Below are 18,312 nucleotides of genomic sequence, written 5' to 3'. Positions count from 1 at the left end.
ACAATGCCGCCGTTCGGCGCTTGGTCCAGTATCTGGCACGCATTTATGGAGGCTGAGATGCTCAATCGTGTCGGTTCGCCCAAGCCGGTCGAGACGCCGCAGCAGCCCGGTCAGTCGGTCGCGGCCGGAACGCGCCCTGGCCCGTCGCCGCACTCCGCCCATCCGACCGGCCCCGCCCCGCCATTCGAGTATGAGGAGGAGGCGCCGCAGACGGATTTCCAGGCCGGCCAGAAGAAGCTACCGTCGGGCGAAGGCTCTGGACGGAATTGACGGAATGAACGGGGATTGGGGCTTCGTTGTGTGGATCGTCGTGATCGCGATTCCACTGGGGATCGCGCTGGCGACGCGTTGGGCAGGCTCGCGGGGCCCCGGCGCCATGCTCGACAAGCCGAGCGCCGAGGATCCGCGCGATCCCATCTAAGACACTGATATAATTAACTAATTTATTTTCATGAGATTTTCGGGAACTCGCCTCCCCGCTTCCGCGTTTCGTCGCCGCTGAATCCTGGCGGCGGAGACAGACATGGACGAAGAGAGAATCACACGGATTGCCCGCGCGATGTGCAGGGCCGCGCGGCTCGACCCCGACAAGCCGGCCGGCAACAAAGGCCCCTATACGATGTCGATGCAGGAACCCGGACACGAAAGCCCGCAGCCTGCCTGGATGCTGTTCCGGAAGGAGGCGGCGCAGTTCGCCGCACGGCATGGCGAGGTCGCCGTCCGCCTCTGACCTTGTCCCGAAGCGGCCACTCGCCTGAATGCGACCGTGGCCATGACAAGGCCCGGCGCTCCGACAAGGATGCCGGGCCTTTCCATCTGAATAGGATTCTCGCCGAAGCTACAGCGTCTTGAAGGTCGGGTAATAGCCGCGATAGCTCTTCTCGAGGATCGCTCCGCCGCCCCGCGCCTTCAACGCTTCGGCGACGGCAAGGCCGAGTTCCCGCGCCTGCTCGGGCGCCGCACTGTCGCTGGCGTCGACACGCTCCGTTCCTTCGACGGAGGTGACCTGGGCATGCAGGGTCAGGCGGCCATCGGCCCAGCTCGCGCAGGTACCGACCGGCAAGCTGCAGCCGGCACCCAGCGCATGCATCATCTCACGCTCGGCTTCGACCTCGGCGCGCGCTTTCGAGCACTGGATGGCCTGCAGGATCTCGATCACGGCGGCATCGTCGGCGCGGGCTTCGAGGCCAAGCGCGCCCTGCCCGACGGCATAGGGGAAAAGCTCCGGCGCCAGAATCTCGGACGAGGCCTCGTCCAGCCCGAGCCGGCGCAGGCCGGCCTGGGCGAGGATGACGGCATCGAGCGCATCCTCGCCGCCGATCTTGGCGAGGCGCGGGCCGACATTGCCGCGAATCGGCACGACGGTGACATCGGGCCGCAGGTTGAGGATTTGCGCGCGACGCCGCAGCGACCCGGTGCCGACCCGCGCGCCCTGCCGCAGCGAGGCCATCGTCGCGCCGCAGAGCGCGTCGCACGGGTTCTCGCGCGTCGGCACGGAGGCGAGAACGAGCCCCTCATGCAGGGCGGTCGGCAGGTCCTTCAGGGAATGAACGACGAAATCGACCTCGCGGCGCACGAGCTGCTGCTCGTGCTCGACGGCGAAAACACCGACCATGCCGAACTGATGGAATTCGGAGACGCGGTCGCGATCCGCGATGGTGGCGATCTGGCAAAGGGTGAATTCCGTCTCTGGGAACTTCTCCCGGATCAACCCCATGACGTGATTGGTCTGCGCCATCGCCAGCGGGCTGCGGCGCGTGCCGATCCTCAGATGCATGACTTCTTACTTTCGATCCTGTCCGGCCGGGCCGGTTGCGGCGGTCTATAACAGGGGGGCAGCTGGCTGACGAGTGGCGCTGCGCCCGATCAGCCGCCGCCCCGCCGTAGCTCCTCCATCCCCTGCTGCAATACCTCAAACACGCGCGGATCGCGCGTCTGGGCGACGTTGAAACGCATGAAGCCGCACGCGCCCTGCGAGACGCTGAAGACATTGCCGGGCGCCAGGACGACGTTCCGCGCCACCGCCAACCGCGCGAGTTCGGCGGAATCGATCCCCGCGGGCAGGTGGCACCAGAGGTAGAAGCCGCCGCGCGGCATCAGCCAGGGCAGGATTCCGAGTGCTTCCAGTCGGGCAGCAATCTCGCGGCGGGCCTGGGCGAGCCGGCGGCGCACCTCCTCCATATGCTTGCGATAGCCGCCACCAGCGAGGACCCCTGCGACAAGATCGGCAGCGACAGGGCCGGGGCCGCCGAAATTCGTCGCAACCTGAAGGTCGACAAGCCCTTCGATCCAGTCGGCTCGCGCGGCAATATAACCGCAGCGCAGGGAGGCCGAGAGCGTCTTCGAGAAGCTGCCGATCCGGATCACACGGTCGAGACCGTCGAGCAAGGCGAGGCGAGACGACGGTTCGGGCTCGAAATCCGCGAAGATCTCATCCTCAACGATGACGAGATCATGAGCGGCGGCGATTTGCAGCACACGGAAGGCCGTCTGCGGCGAGAGACTGGCCCCGGTCGGGTTGTGCAGCCCGGAATTGGTGAGATAGAGCCGCGGCCGCTCGGCGCAAACCAGCGCTTCGAAAGCGGCGACGTCCGGCCCCGACGGCGTATAGGGCACGCCGAGCACACGTAGCTGGTGGGCACGCAGCAATGCCTGGAAATTGAAGTAGCAGGGATCGTCGACGAGAACGGTATCGCCCGGGCGCAGCAGGAAACGGCAGACCAGATCGAGCGCCTGCGTGCCCGAACCGGTCAGCAGGAGCTGTTCGGGGCCGGCGGCGAGCCCCTCCTCGGCGAAGCGCCCGAGCAGATGGCGGCGCAGAGCCCACGAACCGCGCGTCCCGCCATATTCGGAGAGAACCGGGTCCTGCGCCCGTGCCAAAGCGCGAAAACCGCGGCGAAGCGCCTCGCCGGGCATCCAATCGGCCGGGAGCCAGCCGCAGCCTGGCTTGAGCGCGGCGTCGTCCGCATCGAGCGACTGACGCGAGACCCAGAACGGATCGACCGCGCGCTCATGCGGCGATGCAGCCTGCGTCAGCGCCAGGGGCGGCAGGCCACTGCCGGTGACATAAAAGCCCGAGCCCTGCCGGGCGCGGATCAAGCCCTCTGCGGCCAGACGATCATAGGCCTCAACCACGGTCGACGGCGAAACCCGCATCGTCGCGGCGAAACGGCGGATCGACGGCAGCCGGTCGCCAGGGGCCAGAGACCGAGCCGCGAGCTTGGCCCGAATGGCGGCCATCACCGCCGCCGTCCGTCCCTGCCCGCCCTCGATTTCGCTCGGATCGATAACTGTCATGACGACCATACCCATACAGCTTGCGCCGAATGTATCGAATTGTCGCTGTTTCGGCGAGTGCAGACTGCGTAAGCCTGCGAGGATGCGAGACAAGACAGCGGCGATGCAGCAGGACTGGGCGGGCAAGGGATGGGGCAGCGGTCTCATCGGCGTGCTGATCTTCAGCGGCTCCCTGCCGGCCACGCGCGTCGCCGTCGCCGGCTTCTCGCCGCTCTTCCTCACCTCCGCCCGCGCCGTGATCGCCGCGCTGCTGGGCGCGTTCTTCCTCGTCCTGCTGCGCCAGAAACGGCCGGAACGCTCCGATCTCGGCCCGCTCGCCATCGTCGCGCTCGGCGTCGTTCTCGGCTTTCCGTTGCTGACGGCGCTGGCGCTCCAGCACATCGCCGCGGCCCGCTCGATCGTGTTCGTCGGCCTGCTGCCGCTGGCGACGGCGCTGTTCGGCGTCTTGCGTGCCGGCGAGCGGCCGAAACCCGCCTTCTGGCTGTTCTCCCTGCTTGGCGCTGCGACCGTCGCAGGCTTCGCTCTCGCCCGTAGCGAGGGCGGCTCGCTCACCGGCGACCTGCTGATGATCGCTGCCATCCTGCTCTGCGGGCTCGGCTATGCCGAAGGCGCGGCGCTCTCGCGCCGGCTCGGCGGCTGGCAGGTCATCTCCTGGGCGCTGCTTCTGTCGCTGCCGGCGATGGCCCTGCTCGCACTGCTGTACCTGCCGTCCTCCTGGCAGGGCATCGGGGCGCACGCCTGGCTCGGCCTGGCCTATGTCTCGGTCTTCAGCATGCTGGTCGGCTTCGTGTTCTGGTATCGCGGGCTCGCGCTCGGCGGCATCGCCGGTGTCGGGCAGCTCCAGCTCCTGCAGCCCTTCTTCGGCCTCCTCCTCGCCGGCCTGTTGCTGCATGAACCCATCGCCTGGACGATGATCGCAGCGACGGGAGTGGTGGTCCTCTGCGTCGCCGGGGCGAAGCGCTTCGCCTGAGCCTCCAAGGGCTTCGCCATGGCACCGGGGTTTCCACAGCGGGCCGACGCGGAGCGGGTTACCTGGCCATCAGCGCGACCAGGATCGGCCCCCACGCGGTGAGGAGAATGTTGCCGATCGCATAGGGCACCGTATAGCCCAAAGCGGGGACGCTGCTCTTGGCTTCGTCCTGGATCGCCCTGAGGGCGGCCGTAATCGTACCTGCGCCGGCGCAGGCGCCGAGCACGATCAGGGGGTCCATCTTCAGGACATATCGGCCGAAGAGGATGCCCAGCGTATGCGGGAGCAAGGCCGAGACCAGGCCGACAGCGACCAGGCTGAGCCCGGTCGTCTTCAGCCCGGAGATGAAGCTCGGCCCCGCGCCGAGGCCGACGATGCCGATGAACACGCATAGGCCGAGCGTATCGAAGATCCAGATCGCCGGTTCGGGGATGCGGCCGAAGAAGGGATAGACCGACCGCAGCCAGCCGAAGGCGAGCCCCATGATGAGCGCACCGCCGCTGGCGGTCAGCGTCAGCGGGATGCCGCCGATGACGACGCTCAAAAGCCCGACCAGCCCGCCCAGGAATATGCCGAGGCCGACGAATACCATGTCGGTCGCCGATGTTCGCCTGTCGGGGTAGCCGAGCTTCTCCGCCGCTCGCTCCACGGCGTTCACGGGTCCTGTCAGAGAGAGGACATCGCCGCGATTGACCTGGCTTTCCGGCTTGATCGGCATGGCGAGGCCAGAGCGCATCATCCGCGTGAGGAAGACGCCGCGGGCGAACTCCTCGCCGGCAAGCTCCGCCAAGGTTCGCCCATCAAGGGAGCGGTTGGTCAGCACCACGTCGAGCGACTCGATGGGGATGTCGAGGAGACCGGGATCGCTGACTTCCGGGCCGATCAGATCGCCATGCTGAGCGTGGACTTCCTGCCGCGCCATAACCGCGACGACGTCTCCCGCGCGGATCACGAGACTGGCTTCGGGCTCCCGTATCGAACCCGCCGAACGAACGCGCAGCAGATAGGCGCGAACAGCGCGAGGACGCGCCTCGATTTCAGCCACCGTCTTGCCGATGAACTGCTCGTTCGTAACGCGATATGTCCTTACGTCGAACAGACGCGCCGCCGAGACCACGCCTTCGACCTCGGCAACGGGCCCGGATGATTGCGAAGCCATCTCTGCGGCGGCTGCCTTGAGATCGATGCCCATCAGCTTTGGACCGATCTTCGGCAGGAACCAGACCAGGGATGCGGTGCCGACGAGATAAGTGACGGCATAGGCAACGGGGATGTTGTTGATCAGCGCAGTCCGTTCGGACTGGGGAAGGTCGAGCCGCTGGATCGCCTCACCCGCGGTCCCGATCACGGTCGATTCCGAAAAGGCGCCGGCGAGCAGGCCGGCGGCTGTGCCGATGTCGTAGCCGAGGAGCTTTGCGAACACCAAAGCCGTGAGAAGACAGGCCACGCAAAGCAGGACCGTCAGCGCGACCTGCGGGACCGCATCGCGCTTCAGGGCGCGAAAGAACTGAGGGCCGACCTTGTAGCCGGTGGTGAACAGGAACAGGTCGAAGAACACCGCTTTCACGGCCGTGGGCACTTTGACGTCGAGCTGGCCGATCAGGACGCCGGCCAACAGGCAGCCGACGACCGTTCCGAGACTGAAGCTGCCGAACTTGAACCGGCCGATCAGGAAGCCGAGTGCGATGGTCAGGAAGATCGCGAGCTCGGGATTGCCGCGTAACGCATCGACGACGAAACTCATGCTCGCCTCCCCGCAGATGCGCTCTCGCATTCAGCGGAGCGACTCGATGGCGCCGATCGGCATTCAAGCCCGCGCCGCAGCACGGTCAGGCCTTCTCCTTGAGCGCGAGATTGTAAGCTTCGAAGGCCTGCCGATATCCGCGCGCCACCGCACGCGTCGCGCGGCCGATCTGGCCGTAGACCTCGTCGTCGAGATTGGCGAAGGAGACGCGCACAGACCAGTCCGGCGCGTGGAAGCCGCCCCCATTGAGCAGCACGATGCCGTGGTCCTCGGCCAGCCTGAACACGATGTCGAGCGGGTGGATGTGCTGCTTCATATAGGCCACGACCTCGGGGCCGACATATTTGTTGGCCCAGAACTCGAAATCGACCAGCCCGTAATAGCGGTCGTGAAGCGGATTGTCGGGCACCTCGATGCCCAACCCCTCGATCATCCTGTCGGCACGAGACCTGACGATGTCCATGCAGGTCTTCTGATAGAGCTTGGCCTCGTCCATCATCTCGGACAGCGAGAACAGCGACATCATCACCTGCTGCGGAAGCGAGAGACCGGCGGTGTGATTGAGCGCGATGTCGCGGCTGTCGGCGACGATGCGGTCGATCAGCCTCATCTCCCGCGGCTTCAGCGTCAGCGGCCCGTAGCGCTTGTCGAGCACCGTCAGGGTCTTCTCGGGATGGTTCGCGATCGCCTTGTCGAAGATGTTGTCGCGGTGGATGGCGATGACGCCGAGCCGCCAGCCGGTGCAGCCGAAATATTTGGAGTAGGAATAGACGCCGATCGTATTGCGCGGGAGAGCACCGAGCAGGCCGCGGAAGCCTTTCACGAAGGTTCCATAGACATCGTCGGTCAGGAGCAGCAAATCGGGGCGCTTCGTGGTGACGAGCTTGACGATCTTGGCGATCGTCTCCTCGCTCAGCGCGACAGCGGAGGGATTGCCGGGATTGACCACGAAGAAGGCCTTGACCTTCGGGTCCTCGAGCTTCTTCAGCTCCTCGTCGGTGAACTGGAAACGGTTCTCCTGCGGCGCCGCCACGGTGACGACATCGAGGCCGTAATCCTCGAGATGCGGCATTTCGAGGTAGGGGGTGAAGATCGGCGTTGCCAGCGCGATCGTATCCCCGGGGTTCAGCAGCCTATTGGCCTTGAGCGACTTGAAGATGTAGCACATCGCCGCCGTGCCGCCCTCGACGGCATAGAGATCGAACTGGCCGGAAGGGCGCGGCTCGCCGCACATCGCCCACATCAGATATTCGTGCACGATGCGCTCGTTGTGGACGAGCATGCGGTCCGGCACCGGGTAGTTGTCGCCTATGATCGAGTCGACGAGTTCGTGAACGAACGCATCGGGCTTGAAATCGAATTTCTTGACGGCGAAGGCGACCATCTCGCGAAGAAAGCTGGCGCCGGGGGAATCCTTATGGGTAGTCAACCAGTCCTCGAGGCGCGCCGCTATGCCGTCCGCCTTGGGCATGCCGCCGATGCCGGCGGGCTTGTTCATCACGCGCCGGCTCTCGGTGATCGCGAATTGCCCGAGCAGGAAGAAGCCCTCGCGCGGCGTCATCGCCACCCAGTTCGGGTTGCCGCGGCCGGCGTTGAGCATCGCGATGGACGAATTCTGCGACGTCAGCTTGGCAAGGCGGATGAGCTCGTCCTTGATCTCGAAGGGGCTGAGTTTCTCGAAGCTCCGCAGAGTGACAGGATCCATGGCAAACCCCTGATATGAGCCTGAAATCGGATGGTTTCGTCTCGTTTGGTCAAGTCATCAGAATGATGATCACCATGCCCCAGATCGTCAGAAGCGTGTTCCCGACCGCATAGGTGACGGTGTAGCCGAGCGCCGGAACCTGGCTGCCTGCGGTCTCGCAGATCATTCCGAGAGCGGCCGTCGTGGTGCGGGCGCCAGCGCAGGCGCCAAGCAGGATCGCCGGATCGAACCGGAAGACGTATTTGCCGGCGAACATCGCCAGGATCAGCGGGATGGCAGTCGCCAATGCGCCCCAGAGAAAGAGGCCGACGCCCTGCGTCTGCAGGCCTTTGACGAAGCCCGGCCCTGCCGAGATGCCGACGACGGCGATGAACATGTTGAGGCCGACCGAATTCATGAACCAGACGGTCGAACTCGGGATCCGGCCGAAAGTCGGGTGCACCGAACGCAGCCAGCCGAAGACGAGGCCGGAGATCAGCGCGCCGCCGGCGGTCGACAGCGTCAGCGGGACGCCTCCGACCTTGAACACCAGGGCTCCGATGAGCGCGCCCAATACGATCGCACCACAAATAAAGGCGACGTCGGCGATGTCGCTCGGCCGGTCGGCATGGCCCAGGGTCTTGGCGACCGCGGCGATGTCCTGGGTGCGGCCGACCACGGTCAGAATGTCGCCGCGATGGATCGGGGTTTCCGGCAGGATCGGGATGCTGACGGCGGTCGCCCCGCGGACGATCTTGCGGAGGAAGACGCCGCGCGCGGTCGGCATCCGGGAGAGCTCGGTCAACGTCTTGCCGTCGGCCTCCTTGCTGGTGACGTAGATATCGACGCCTTCGGCCTTCAGATCGAGCAGTTCGGGGTCCTCGACCTCTTCGGCATTCTGGCCGATCAGGTTGACCAGCGTCTCGCGCGGGCCGGCGACAGCGATGACGTCGCCCTCCCGCAGGATCGTGTCTGCGGTCGCGTCCTCGATGACGCCGTTGCGTCGGATGCGTTCGACGAAGACACGTGCGTCCGGCACGAGCGCCTCGGCTTCCGCCGCGCGCATGCCGGCGACCCTGGCGCCCTCGCGCAGGCGAAAAGCCCGTAGCTCGAAGCGCCGCCAGACCGAGCCCGGGCCGCCGATCTCCTTGCCGCCGCCAAGCCGGGCCTCGTAGTCCTTGCAGGCCCTGGCGATATCGATACCGAGCAGCTTGGGACCGAGCTGGGCGAGAATGACGGCCGAACCTACGGTGCCGAAGATGTAGGTCACCGCATAGGCGACCGGCATCGCATCGAGATATTCCTTGGTCTGCTCCGGTGACAGCCCGAGTCGATTGATGGCGTCGGTCGCCAGACCCATCGAGGCCGAGATCGTCTGAGAACCGGCATAAAGGCCAGCGGCGTAGCCCGGATGATAACCTGCGATCTTCGCGATCGCGACGGGAGCTGCGAGGCAGAAGACGGTGACGACGACCGCAAAGATCGCCTGCGGCGCGCCGTCCTTGGCAATGCCGCGAACGAACTGCGGCCCGACGCCGTAGCCGACGGCGAACAGGAACATCAGGAAGAACGTCGATTTCACATTGGGCGAGATCGTGATGCCAAGCTGTCCAATGATCACCGCGGCGATCAAGGTCGAGGTCACCGCGCCGAGGCTGAAGCCCTTATAGGCGAAGCCGCCGACATAGTATCCGATCGCCAGCGACAGGAAGAGCGAGATCTCCGGGTAGCTTCTCAGGGTGGCAGCGAACCAGTCGAACATTTCACTCCCCCAATTGCTGGCGTTCAGGCGCGGCCGTCCGTCAGGCCGCCCGCGCCTTCTTGTTTCCCTTCTCGGAATTCACATCCTGCTTGGCGGAAAGCGCGTCCGGTCTCAGCAATTTGAGACCCTTTGCTTTCTCGTATCCGTGGATCTCCTTCACATCGAGCTTGCGCATGAAGGTGATCGTTTCATGCGTAACAACCTGGCCCGGCACCAGGATCGGGAAGCCGGGTGGGTAGGGGATGACGAAATTGGCCGAGATCAGCGCCGGGCCCTTGTCGATGCGACGATCGCATTCGGGGCTGTCGATCGGCAGATACTCGCATTTGTCCTCAGCATAGGCGCAGAAGAACGCCGTGCGGATATCGCCTTCCGGCGTATTCTTGCCGGCATCGCCGCGAAAGGCTTCATGGAAGCGGCTGAAGTCGGGGAGCTCGGGCAAATCCTTCATCAGGCTGCGCACACGGGCTTCGAAGGCGCGTTGTTCGCCTTCGCCGCCCTGACGCAGGCGCGTCTCGATCTCGTTGCAGATCTTGAGCAGGACGCTGATCAGCAGTGCGACGTCGCTGCGTGTATTGTTGATATTGGACTGGAGGAGCACCGAGTTGCGCGAGGTCTTGTTGACCTGAATGTTGTACTCGGAAGCCAGCAAGCCCTTGAACGACGTGCCATCGAAGCCCGCCGTGCCGCAAACCAGGGTCATGCGCGTCGGGTCGAGGCAGAATTCATCCTCGCGCATGCTGCGCAACTGATCGTCCCAGCGCGTCTCTGGAGCGAGGAAATCGACGAAGCCGCTGGTGCGGTATTGGGCGGGCACCATCCCATCGACGCCGACGACCTTGAAATATTTGGAGATCAATGGGTGGATGGCGATCTCCCGCCTGATGTCGAGCGCCACCTCGATGGCGTTCATCACCAGCCCGTAACCCTCGAGCTCCATCTGCCGGCGGGCGACATCGAGACTGGCGATCAATTGCTGGTTCGGGCTGGTCGAGGCATGGGTGAAGACCGCCTCGTGAAACTGCGCCTCGATCTTGTGGAAGTCGACGTCCTTGACCAGCACCATCGATCCCTGCCGGATCGCCGACATGGATTTATGGGTCGAATTGGTCTGGTAGACACGCAGCCGTATGGCGCGCGGATCGGGAATGAGGTGCGTGTCCAGCAGGGTTTCCACGGACGGTGCCGCGCCGAGTTCCTTGCGCTGCCGCTCATAGCGGTCGACGGCCTCGGGGTCCTCCATCCAGGCCTCGATGTCGGCCGCCGCCCCCATCGCCGTTCGCGGCCTGAGGAAGGGCGACCAGCGCGCGAAGCCGAACCAGGCCTCGTCCCAGAGGAAGATCAGGTCCGGCTTGATGGCGAGGCATTCCTCCATCACGCGCCGGGTGTTGTAGATATGGCCGTCGAAGGTGCAGTTGGTCAGGTCGACCATCTTGACGCGATCCAGGCGCCCCTCCGCCTTCAGGTCGAGCAGGGCCTTCTTGATGGTGCGTAGCGGCACTGCCCCGTACATCGAGTATTCCGCCATCGGGAAGGCCTCGACATAGAAGGGCTGCGCGCCGTTCAGCACCAGGCCGTAATGGTGCGACTTGTGGCAGTTCCGATCGAGGATGACGATGTCGCCGGGCGCGATCAGCGCCTGCAGAACCATCTTGTTCGACGTGCTGGTGCCGTTGGTGACGAAGAAGACGTGGTCGGCACCGAAGGCGCGCGCCGCCATGTCCTGGGCGCGCTTGATGTTGCCGGTAGGCTCCAGCAGGCTGTCCAGGCCGCCCGTGGTGGCACTGCTCTCCGCCAGGAAGAGATTGATGCCGTAGAACTGGCCCATGTCGCGGATCCAGGGCGAGCGGAACACCGACTTGCCGCGCGCGATGGGAAGGGCATGGAAGGTGGCGATCGGCCTCTGCGCATAGAGCTTGAGATTGTCGAAGAACGGCGTGTCGTAGCGCGCCTTGATGCCCTCCAGCACCGACAAATGCAGCTCCAGCGGTTCCTCGACCTGATACATCACGCGCCGGATCATCGCGGCACGCGGATCGCCCGCCAGCTTCTCGACGCGCCGATCGGAGAGCAGGTAGATGTCGAGCTCGGGCCGGATCGCCTTCAGCCCGGCGGCGAGGCGCAAGGCCATATCAGCCTCCTCCGTATTACCGAGCAGGGGCTGCTGGGCAGCGAGCACGCTGCGCAGGATCGGGGCGTCGTGCCGGGACCTGAATGCGAAGCCTTCATAGATGGCCACCGCGGCGATATTCGTGTTCAGCACGGCCGCACAGATCGCGTCTTCAAGGCTGCCGACCAGCACCACTTCGTAGACGAACGCATCCTCGGGACGTCTCAAGCGGCGAAACTCCGCGGCGATATGCGGCCAGCGCCCCGCAGGGGCGGGCGTCACCATCAACATCTCGAAATAGGGACGTTGCGCCGCGCTGTCTCCGAGCGATGACGGGATGACATCCACCGGCTCCGCCAGCGACAGGTCGGCCGACTGCCATTCCTTCGGATCATGCTTGTAGTTGCTCGTGATGATGGCCAGCGAAATGCGCTTGGCCAGCGACAGGAAACCAGTGGCGTCGTCATTCTGCAGGAGGCCCCGCAGCGCGGCGAGCAGCTCCGCTCCCGGGAATGCATGAAACTCCTCGATGACGCCGAGCTCATTCAGCGCAACCTCAACCGCCCGGCGGCTTTTGCCACCTGTCGACCAGGAGCGCGCGGCGGAATGGAGATCCCGCCAGCGGTCGGCGCGGCCCGAGGGAGCCGAGAAGAAGTGGTCGATGGTGTGCGGTTCCTGAACTGGAGAGGCCATCGTGAATCCTTCCCTCAGGTTGCACGATCCGTGAGGCGCCAGCCGGCCGCCAAATTCAGCACAATGAGAGAGGGCGGCGTATTGTCCTTGGGGACAGGTTCCGACTTCTCAAGATCGGAGTATTCGTTAGGCCAATCGATGTTTTCAGCGCGCGTGACGAGAAGCCGCGGCACGCGTTTAAGTCGTGCGCGAGCACCGGCGGATTGGACTTGCCTTTGCCGTGTTCAATGCCTCGGCGTGGAGCCCGCCACATGGATAGAAAAATCCTCATCCTTGCCGGAATAGCGGCGGCTGGCGCGGCGATTTACCTGACCGTCGGTTCCCTGCCGGCGAGGGCCTGCAATCGCACTGCCGGCTGCACCATGGATGTGTTGCAGGAGGGCCACGACATGATGCAGGACGGGCGCGCAGCCGAAAACATGCGTGCGGGTCAGGAGAACATTGCCGCCTTCAGGCGCCAGCAGGCCGCCGACGAGGCCGCGATCCGGGCCCGCGCGGCAAGACAATGAGCAGCGGCGCAGCGTGATAAGCGGGCGACCGCCAGATACGAAAAAACCGGCCGCTGTGGCCGGTTTCTGAATGCCGGCGAGCGCCAGCGGATATGAAAGTGGTGCCGCTTGAGGGATTCGAACCCCCGACCCCCTCATTACGAATGAGGTGCTCTACCAGCTGAGCTAAAGCGGCAATGGGTGGCGCTGTACCAGCAGGCGCCGGCCTTGGCAAGCCAATCTCGACGTCATGCACAGTGCCTCCACACGGCATCGTGCGGCAGACGTCAATCCTTGCGCAGCTTCTCCGTCTCCGGCTTCTCCTGACCGAGCGCGACGATGCCGCGGCGGATCGCGCGGGTGCGGGTGAAGTGCTTGTGCAAGGTCTCGCCGTCGCCATAGCGGATCGCGCGGGTGAGCAGAGCGAGGTCCTCGTTGAAGCGGCCGAGCATCTCCAGCACCGCCTCCTTGTTATGCAGGAAGACGTCGCGCCACATCGTCGGGTCGGAAGCAGCGATGCGGGTAAAATCGCGGAAGCCGCCGGCAGAGAACTTGATCACTTCGGACTGCGTCACCGCCTCCAGATCCTCGGCCGTGCCGACGATGTTGTAGGCGATGAGATGCGGCAGATGGCTGGTCACGGCCAGCACCAGGTCATGGTGCTGCGCGCTCATCACCTCGACCAGCGCGCCCATGCCCTCCCAGAGCTGGCGGGTCTTGGCGGTCGCGCTCGGATCGGTGCCCTCGGGGGGGGTCAGGATGCACCAGCGGTTGAGGAAGAGGCTGGGGAAGCCCGCATCGGGGCCGGAATTCTCGGTGCCCGCGACCGGATGGGCCGGCACGAAAGAGACGCCCTCCGGCAGATGCGGGAGGACGGCATCGACCACCGAGCCCTTGACCGAGCCGACATCCGACAGGATCGCACCCGGCTTCAGCACGGCCGCGATTTCCGCCGCGACCTCCCCACAGGCACCGACAGGCACGCAGAGGATGATGTGATCGGCGTCAGCAGCCGCTTCGGCCGCCGTCTCGACGACGGCATGGCCGAGATCGAGTTCGCGCGCCCGCTGTCGAACTGCTTCGTCGCGATCCGACAGTACGATGGTGCCGGCGAGGTTCAGCTCCTTCGCCGCCCGCGCGATGGAAGAGCCGATCAGCCCGATGCCGATGATGGCGAGGCGGGCGAAGATCGGCTCGGACCGACGCGGGGCGAAGCTTTCCGCCATCTGCGTCACGCCTTGGCCGCGACGAAGTCGGCGAGCGCGGCGACGACGAGACGGTTCGCCTCCTCGGAACCGATGGTCATGCGCAGCGCGTCCGGCAGGCCATAGCCGCCGACCGCACGCAGGATGAGGCCACGTTGGGTCAGGAAGGCGTCGGCCTCCTTCGCGGTCTTGCCTGGCGTCTTCGGGAAGTGGATGAGAATGAAATTGCCGACCGAAGGCGTGACGGTGAGGCCGAGCTTCTCGACCTCCGCCGTCGTCCAGGCCAGCCATTTCTCGTTGTGCTCGAGCGCGGCAGCGACATGAGCCTCGTCGGCGACGGCGGCGGCGCCCGCCTCGATCGCGGCGCCATTGACGTTGAAGGGGCCGCGAATACGTTCGAGCGCATCGATGATATGAGCCGGCGCATAGATCCAGCCGATGCGCAGATTGGCGAGGCCATAGATCTTCGAGAAGGTGCGGGTCATCACGACATTCTCGCTCTCGGCGACGAGCTCGATGCCGGAAGCGTAGTCGTTGCGGCGGACATATTCGGCATAGGCCGCGTCGAGCACGAGCAGGACATGCGGCGGCAGGCCGGCCTGCAGGCGCTTAACCTCGTCGAAGGGCAGATAGGTGCCGGTCGGGTTGTTGGGATTGGCGAGGAAGACGATCTTGGTCTTCGGTGTCACCGCGGCGAGAATGCCATCGACATCGGCCGTATAGTTCTTCTCGGGCACGATGACCGGCTTGCCACCGGCGGCGAGGATGGCGATGCGATAGACGAGGAAGCCGTACTGGCTGTAGATGCCCTCGTCGCCCGCCCCGAGATAGGCCTTGGTGACGAGTTCGAGCAGTTCATCCGAGCCGTTGCCACAGATGATGCGCGCGGGATCGAGGCCATAGCGGCCGGCGATCGCCTGCTTGAGCTTGCTCGACGTGCCGTCGGGATAGAGTTCCAGCTTGGCGGCGAGGCCCTCGAAGGCTGCGATCGCCTTGGGGCTCGGGCCGAGCGGGGTCTCGTTGGAGGACAGCTTATGCAGCTTCACACCGGCGGGCGCTGCGGATTTTCCGGGGACATAGGCCTCGATGTCGAGGACGCCGGGACGCGGAGTGGGACGGGTCGCCATGGTGATTGACCTTGCAACGGGAAACAGAGCGCGCCCGATCAGCGGGCTGATGATTTGACGGCGAAACGGGCGGCGTGGCTGCCGACCTCTGAGAAATCGCTGAGGCCTGCGGGCACGAGGGCTTCGCGGATCACGGACTGATCGACCTCGCCGGAAGCGGCGACCAGCAGCGACAGATGCGAGCCGTCGGCGGCGGAGGCCGAGACCTCGGCCAGATGCTCAGCGAGGCCGTGACGCAGGTTCTCGGACCAGCGCTCGACGCGGGCGGCATAGAGCACGATCTCGCGCACGGCGGCGTCGGTCAGCGGCTTGGCGATGCAGTAGACCGGCGTGCCGGCGGGATGATCCGGCCGCTCGATGAAGGGCAGGCGCGCAATGATCTTGGGCTTGTCCACCCCGATCAGGTCGCGCCACCAGATGCCGGCGCTGGCGCCCTGATCCATGCGGAAGATGCCGAGATCGCCGGCCGACTCGGCGACGGCGTGAATGACCGCGCGCGCATCCTCATGCGGGACGAAAGGCACGGTGAAGCCGAAATGGAAGCGGGCGGAATCACGCATTGCCGGGTCGCCGCCGGAGACATCGGCGTGGACCGAGTAGTTCGCCTGCACATAGGTGAAGGTCGCGATGATGATGCGCCAGATGCTCTCGACCGTATCGAGCGGCAAAAGCCCCTTATGGCGCAGCGCGAGGCGCTTCATCATGTCGGCCTCGCGGCCGGGACGGAAGGCGGAGCCGGAGGCCTGCGTCTTCTTGACCGAGATCAGCGTCTCGATGATCTGCGAGCGCTCCATCAGCAGCGCATGCATCTCGCTGTCGATGCGATCGATCTCGGAGCGCAGATCGGCGAGGGTCGTGGGGGCGGCTTCGGTCATGGCAGCAGGGTGCGCTTCTCGACGAGGACCTGTGAACCCTCACCTGAGGAGCAGCCGCAAGGCTGCGTCGCGAAGGATGCTCCAGGAGGTGCCGGAACCCGCTGGATCATCCTTCGAGACGCCGCGTTCCGCGGCTCCTCAGGATGAGGGCTTTAGGAGTTGCCACGCTCCTTAGCGCTCCCGCCACGCCTTGGCAAAGCCGGCTGCGCAGTCCCGCGTTGACAGACGCGTCAGGGCACGGCATCGCTAGGGTTCGATTTTCCGAACACTTGGACCGGCAAGACAAATCATTCTGCCGAAACGGACGACATGAGCGATCTTTCCCCCAGCCTGGCCGACCCGCTGAAGGAGGCGAACGAGCCTTCGAGCCCGGTCGCGCGCTTCGGGCCCGACACGCCACTGCTGATGGATTGCGGCGTGGTGCTCGATCACTGGCAGATCGCCTATCAGACCTATGGTGAGTTGAATGCGTCTCGGTCGAACGCGATCCTGGTCTGCCATGCCCTGACCGGCGACCAATATGTGGCGAGCCGCAATCCGATCACCGGAAAGGGCGGCTGGTGGACCGCGATGATCGGGCCGGGCAAGCCTGTTGATACCGACCGCTTCTTCGTGATCTCAGCCAATGTGATCGGCGGCTGCACCGGCACCACCGGTCCGGCCTCGACCAATCCGGCGACGGGCAAGCCCTGGGGCCTGTCCTTCCCGGTCGTCACCATCCGCGACATGGTGCGGGCGCAAGCCGCCCTGGTCGACTCTCTCGGCATCGACACGCTGTTCTGCGTCGCGGGCGGTTCGATGGGCGGCATGCAGGTGCTGCAATGGGCGGCAAGCTATCCGAACCGCGTGTTCTCGGCGCTGCCCCTTGCGACCGGCGCCAAGCACTCGGCCCAGAACATCGCGTTCCACGAAGTCGGCCGGCAGGCGGTGATGGCCGACCCCGACTGGCGGCAGGGCCGCTATCTCGAAGAGGGCACGCGGCCGTCAAAGGGCCTCTCTGTGGCCCGCATGGGCGCGCATATCACCTATCTCTCCGAGCAGGCGCTGCACCGCAAATTCGGCCGCAAGCTGCAGGACCGGGAGGCGCCGACCTTCTCCTTCGACGCGGATTTTCAGGTCGAAAGCTATCTGCGCCATCAGGGCTTGAGCTTCGTCGAGCGCTTCGACGCCAATTCCTATCTCTACGTTACGCGCGCGATGGACTACTTCGACCTCGCCGCCGACCATGACGGGGTGCTGGCGCGCGCGTTCACCGGCACCAAGACGCGCTTTTGCGTGGCCTCCTTCACCTCGGACTGGCTGTTCCCGACGGCTGATTCCCGGGCCATCGTGCACGCGCTGAATGCGTCCGGTGCCTCGGTTTCCTTCGTCGAGCTGGAAAGCGACAAGGGGCACGACGCCTTCCTTTTGGAAGAGCCTAATCTCTTCGCCACGACGCGCGGCTTCATCGGTGCGGCCGCCCGGGCACGGGGCCTGTGATGAGTGCCGCCCTCTGTCATTCCGGGGCGGCCCCGAAGGCCGAATCCGGAACCCACGACCGGGTGAGCCCTATCCCGTTGCAGCTGCATAAGACCGAGCCCAGCCGTGGGTTCCGGGTTCTTCGCTACGCGAAGCCCCGGAATGACGAGGGGCGAGCCTGAGCATGACGAGCTGACCGCCATGACCCTCCCCGACAACCAGACCAGCCGCATCGACCTGAAGCTTGTTGCCGAGATGGTGCAGCCGGGCACGCGCGTGCTCGATGTCGGCTGCGGCGACGGCGCGCTGCTGGCGCTGCTCGCCGAAACCCGGAGAGTCGATGCGCGCGGCATCGAACTCTCCCGCGAGGGCGTGGCCGATTGCGTGGCACGAGGGTTGTCGGTGATCCAGGGCGACGCCGACACCGACCTCGCCGACTATCCTGACGACAGCTTCGACTACGTCATCCTCTCCCAGACGATCCAGGCGACGCGCAATCCGCGGCTCGTGCTGGAGCAGATGCTGCGCATCGGCCGGCACGCCATCGTCTCCTTCCCGAATTTCGGACATTGGCGCATGCGTGGCCAGGTGTTCTTCCAGGGGCGGATGCCGGTGACAGACGCCCTGCCCTATTCATGGTGGGACACGCCCAACATCCATTTCTGCACGATCCGGGACTTCGTCGCGCTCTGCGAAGTGATCGGCGCCAAGAAGGAACGCGCCGTCGCGCTCGACGCCGCCGGCGGTAAAGTCGGCGTCAACGCGCCCTGGTGGTTCTGGAACCTGTTCGGCGCGCAGGCGGTGTTCCTGCTGAAGCGGGGATAAATCCTTCTCCCCTCGGGGGAGAAGGTGGCATGGCGAAGCCATGACGGATGAGGGATGAATCTCTTCAAAACAGG

At 65.2% G+C, this 18,312-nt stretch carries 16 protein-coding genes and 1 tRNA gene; 7 read left to right on the top strand and 10 right to left on the bottom strand.

Features of this window, described 5'->3' with window-relative positions; genetic code table 11:
* Window positions 1–57 precede the first annotated feature (57 nt).
* From AB4Z16_RS07830 to AB4Z16_RS07820, 3 genes are all read left to right on the top strand, one after another.
* Complete coding sequence (locus AB4Z16_RS07830; RefSeq protein ID WP_441510775.1) at window positions 58–270, top strand: hypothetical protein; 213 nt, start codon at window positions 58–60, stop codon at window positions 268–270.
* Between the two features lie 4 nt (window positions 271–274).
* Window positions 275–421, top strand: a complete 147-nt coding sequence (locus AB4Z16_RS07825) for a hypothetical protein (protein WP_441510774.1) — start codon at window positions 275–277, stop codon at window positions 419–421.
* A 102-nt stretch (window positions 422–523) separates the two neighbouring features.
* Window positions 524–730, top strand: a complete 207-nt coding sequence (locus AB4Z16_RS07820) for a hypothetical protein (RefSeq protein WP_441510773.1) — start codon at window positions 524–526, stop codon at window positions 728–730.
* Between the two features lie 108 nt (window positions 731–838).
* On the opposite strand, the gene hemC is transcribed toward AB4Z16_RS07820, so the two are convergent.
* A complete protein-coding gene (gene hemC, locus AB4Z16_RS07815; RefSeq protein WP_441510772.1) occupies window positions 839–1,777 on the bottom strand; it encodes a hydroxymethylbilane synthase in 939 nt (312 codons plus the stop codon).
* A gap of 89 nt (window positions 1,778–1,866) precedes the next feature.
* Window positions 1,867–3,297, bottom strand: a complete 1,431-nt coding sequence (locus AB4Z16_RS07810) for an aminotransferase-like domain-containing protein (protein WP_441510771.1) — start codon at window positions 3,295–3,297, stop codon at window positions 1,867–1,869.
* 82 nt (window positions 3,298–3,379) lie between these two features.
* Here AB4Z16_RS07810 and AB4Z16_RS07805 point away from each other — a divergent pair, with 82 nt between their 5' ends.
* Window positions 3,380–4,267, top strand: a complete 888-nt coding sequence (locus AB4Z16_RS07805; RefSeq protein WP_441510770.1) for a DMT family transporter — start codon at window positions 3,380–3,382, stop codon at window positions 4,265–4,267.
* A gap of 58 nt (window positions 4,268–4,325) precedes the next feature.
* Here AB4Z16_RS07805 and aspT (AB4Z16_RS07800) read toward each other — a convergent pair whose 3' ends face one another.
* From aspT (AB4Z16_RS07800) to AB4Z16_RS07785, 4 genes are all read right to left on the bottom strand, one after another.
* The gene (gene aspT, locus AB4Z16_RS07800) at window positions 4,326–6,011 is read right to left on the bottom strand and encodes an aspartate-alanine antiporter (protein WP_441510769.1); all 1,686 of its coding nucleotides are present in this window, start codon (window positions 6,009–6,011) and stop codon (window positions 4,326–4,328) included.
* A gap of 85 nt (window positions 6,012–6,096) precedes the next feature.
* Window positions 6,097–7,716 carry a bifunctional aspartate transaminase/aspartate 4-decarboxylase gene (locus AB4Z16_RS07795; protein ID WP_441510768.1) on the bottom strand — a complete coding sequence of 540 codons (1,620 nt, stop codon included), beginning with the start codon at window positions 7,714–7,716 and terminating at the stop codon, window positions 6,097–6,099.
* A gap of 49 nt (window positions 7,717–7,765) precedes the next feature.
* Window positions 7,766–9,457 carry an aspartate-alanine antiporter gene (gene aspT, locus AB4Z16_RS07790; protein ID WP_441510767.1) on the bottom strand — a complete coding sequence of 564 codons (1,692 nt, stop codon included), beginning with the start codon at window positions 9,455–9,457 and terminating at the stop codon, window positions 7,766–7,768.
* A 40-nt stretch (window positions 9,458–9,497) separates the two neighbouring features.
* A complete protein-coding gene (locus AB4Z16_RS07785) occupies window positions 9,498–12,260 on the bottom strand; it encodes a decarboxylase (protein ID WP_441510766.1) in 2,763 nt (920 codons plus the stop codon).
* A 251-nt stretch (window positions 12,261–12,511) separates the two neighbouring features.
* Here AB4Z16_RS07785 and AB4Z16_RS07780 point away from each other — a divergent pair, with 251 nt between their 5' ends.
* Window positions 12,512–12,769, top strand: a complete 258-nt coding sequence (locus AB4Z16_RS07780) for a hypothetical protein (RefSeq protein WP_441510765.1) — start codon at window positions 12,512–12,514, stop codon at window positions 12,767–12,769.
* Window positions 12,770–12,868: 99 nt separating this feature from the next.
* Here AB4Z16_RS07780 and AB4Z16_RS07775 read toward each other — a convergent pair.
* The 4 genes from AB4Z16_RS07775 to AB4Z16_RS07760 form a co-directional block, all read right to left on the bottom strand.
* A tRNA-Thr gene (locus AB4Z16_RS07775) sits at window positions 12,869–12,944 on the bottom strand.
* A 91-nt stretch (window positions 12,945–13,035) separates the two neighbouring features.
* Window positions 13,036–13,974 carry a prephenate/arogenate dehydrogenase family protein gene (locus tag AB4Z16_RS07770; protein ID WP_441510764.1) on the bottom strand — a complete coding sequence of 313 codons (939 nt, stop codon included), beginning with the start codon at window positions 13,972–13,974 and terminating at the stop codon, window positions 13,036–13,038.
* Window positions 13,975–13,979: 5 nt separating this feature from the next.
* Complete coding sequence (hisC, locus tag AB4Z16_RS07765) at window positions 13,980–15,086, bottom strand: histidinol-phosphate transaminase (RefSeq protein WP_441511184.1); 1,107 nt, start codon at window positions 15,084–15,086, stop codon at window positions 13,980–13,982.
* Between the two features lie 32 nt (window positions 15,087–15,118).
* Entirely contained in the window at window positions 15,119–15,955 is an 837-nt protein-coding gene (locus tag AB4Z16_RS07760) for a chorismate mutase (RefSeq protein ID WP_441510763.1), read from the bottom strand.
* 309 nt (window positions 15,956–16,264) lie between these two features.
* Here AB4Z16_RS07760 and metX point away from each other — a divergent pair, with 309 nt between their 5' ends.
* Window positions 16,265–17,434 (top strand): homoserine O-acetyltransferase MetX, encoded by a 1,170-nt coding sequence (metX, locus tag AB4Z16_RS07755; RefSeq protein WP_441510762.1) that lies wholly within the window; start codon window positions 16,265–16,267, stop codon window positions 17,432–17,434.
* 180 nt (window positions 17,435–17,614) lie between these two features.
* Window positions 17,615–18,238: a methionine biosynthesis protein MetW gene (gene metW, locus AB4Z16_RS07750; RefSeq protein WP_441511183.1), complete on the top strand. Its 624-nt coding sequence runs from the start codon at window positions 17,615–17,617 to the stop codon at window positions 18,236–18,238.
* The last annotated feature ends 74 nt before the right edge of the window (window positions 18,239–18,312 follow it).

The sequence above is a fragment of the Allobosea sp. TAF32 genome, assembly GCF_052113585.1.
Lineage (GTDB): Bacteria > Pseudomonadota > Alphaproteobacteria > Rhizobiales > Beijerinckiaceae > Allobosea.
Note: the sequence above shows the minus strand (reverse complement) of the source record. Positions and strands in the feature narration are given on the sequence as shown.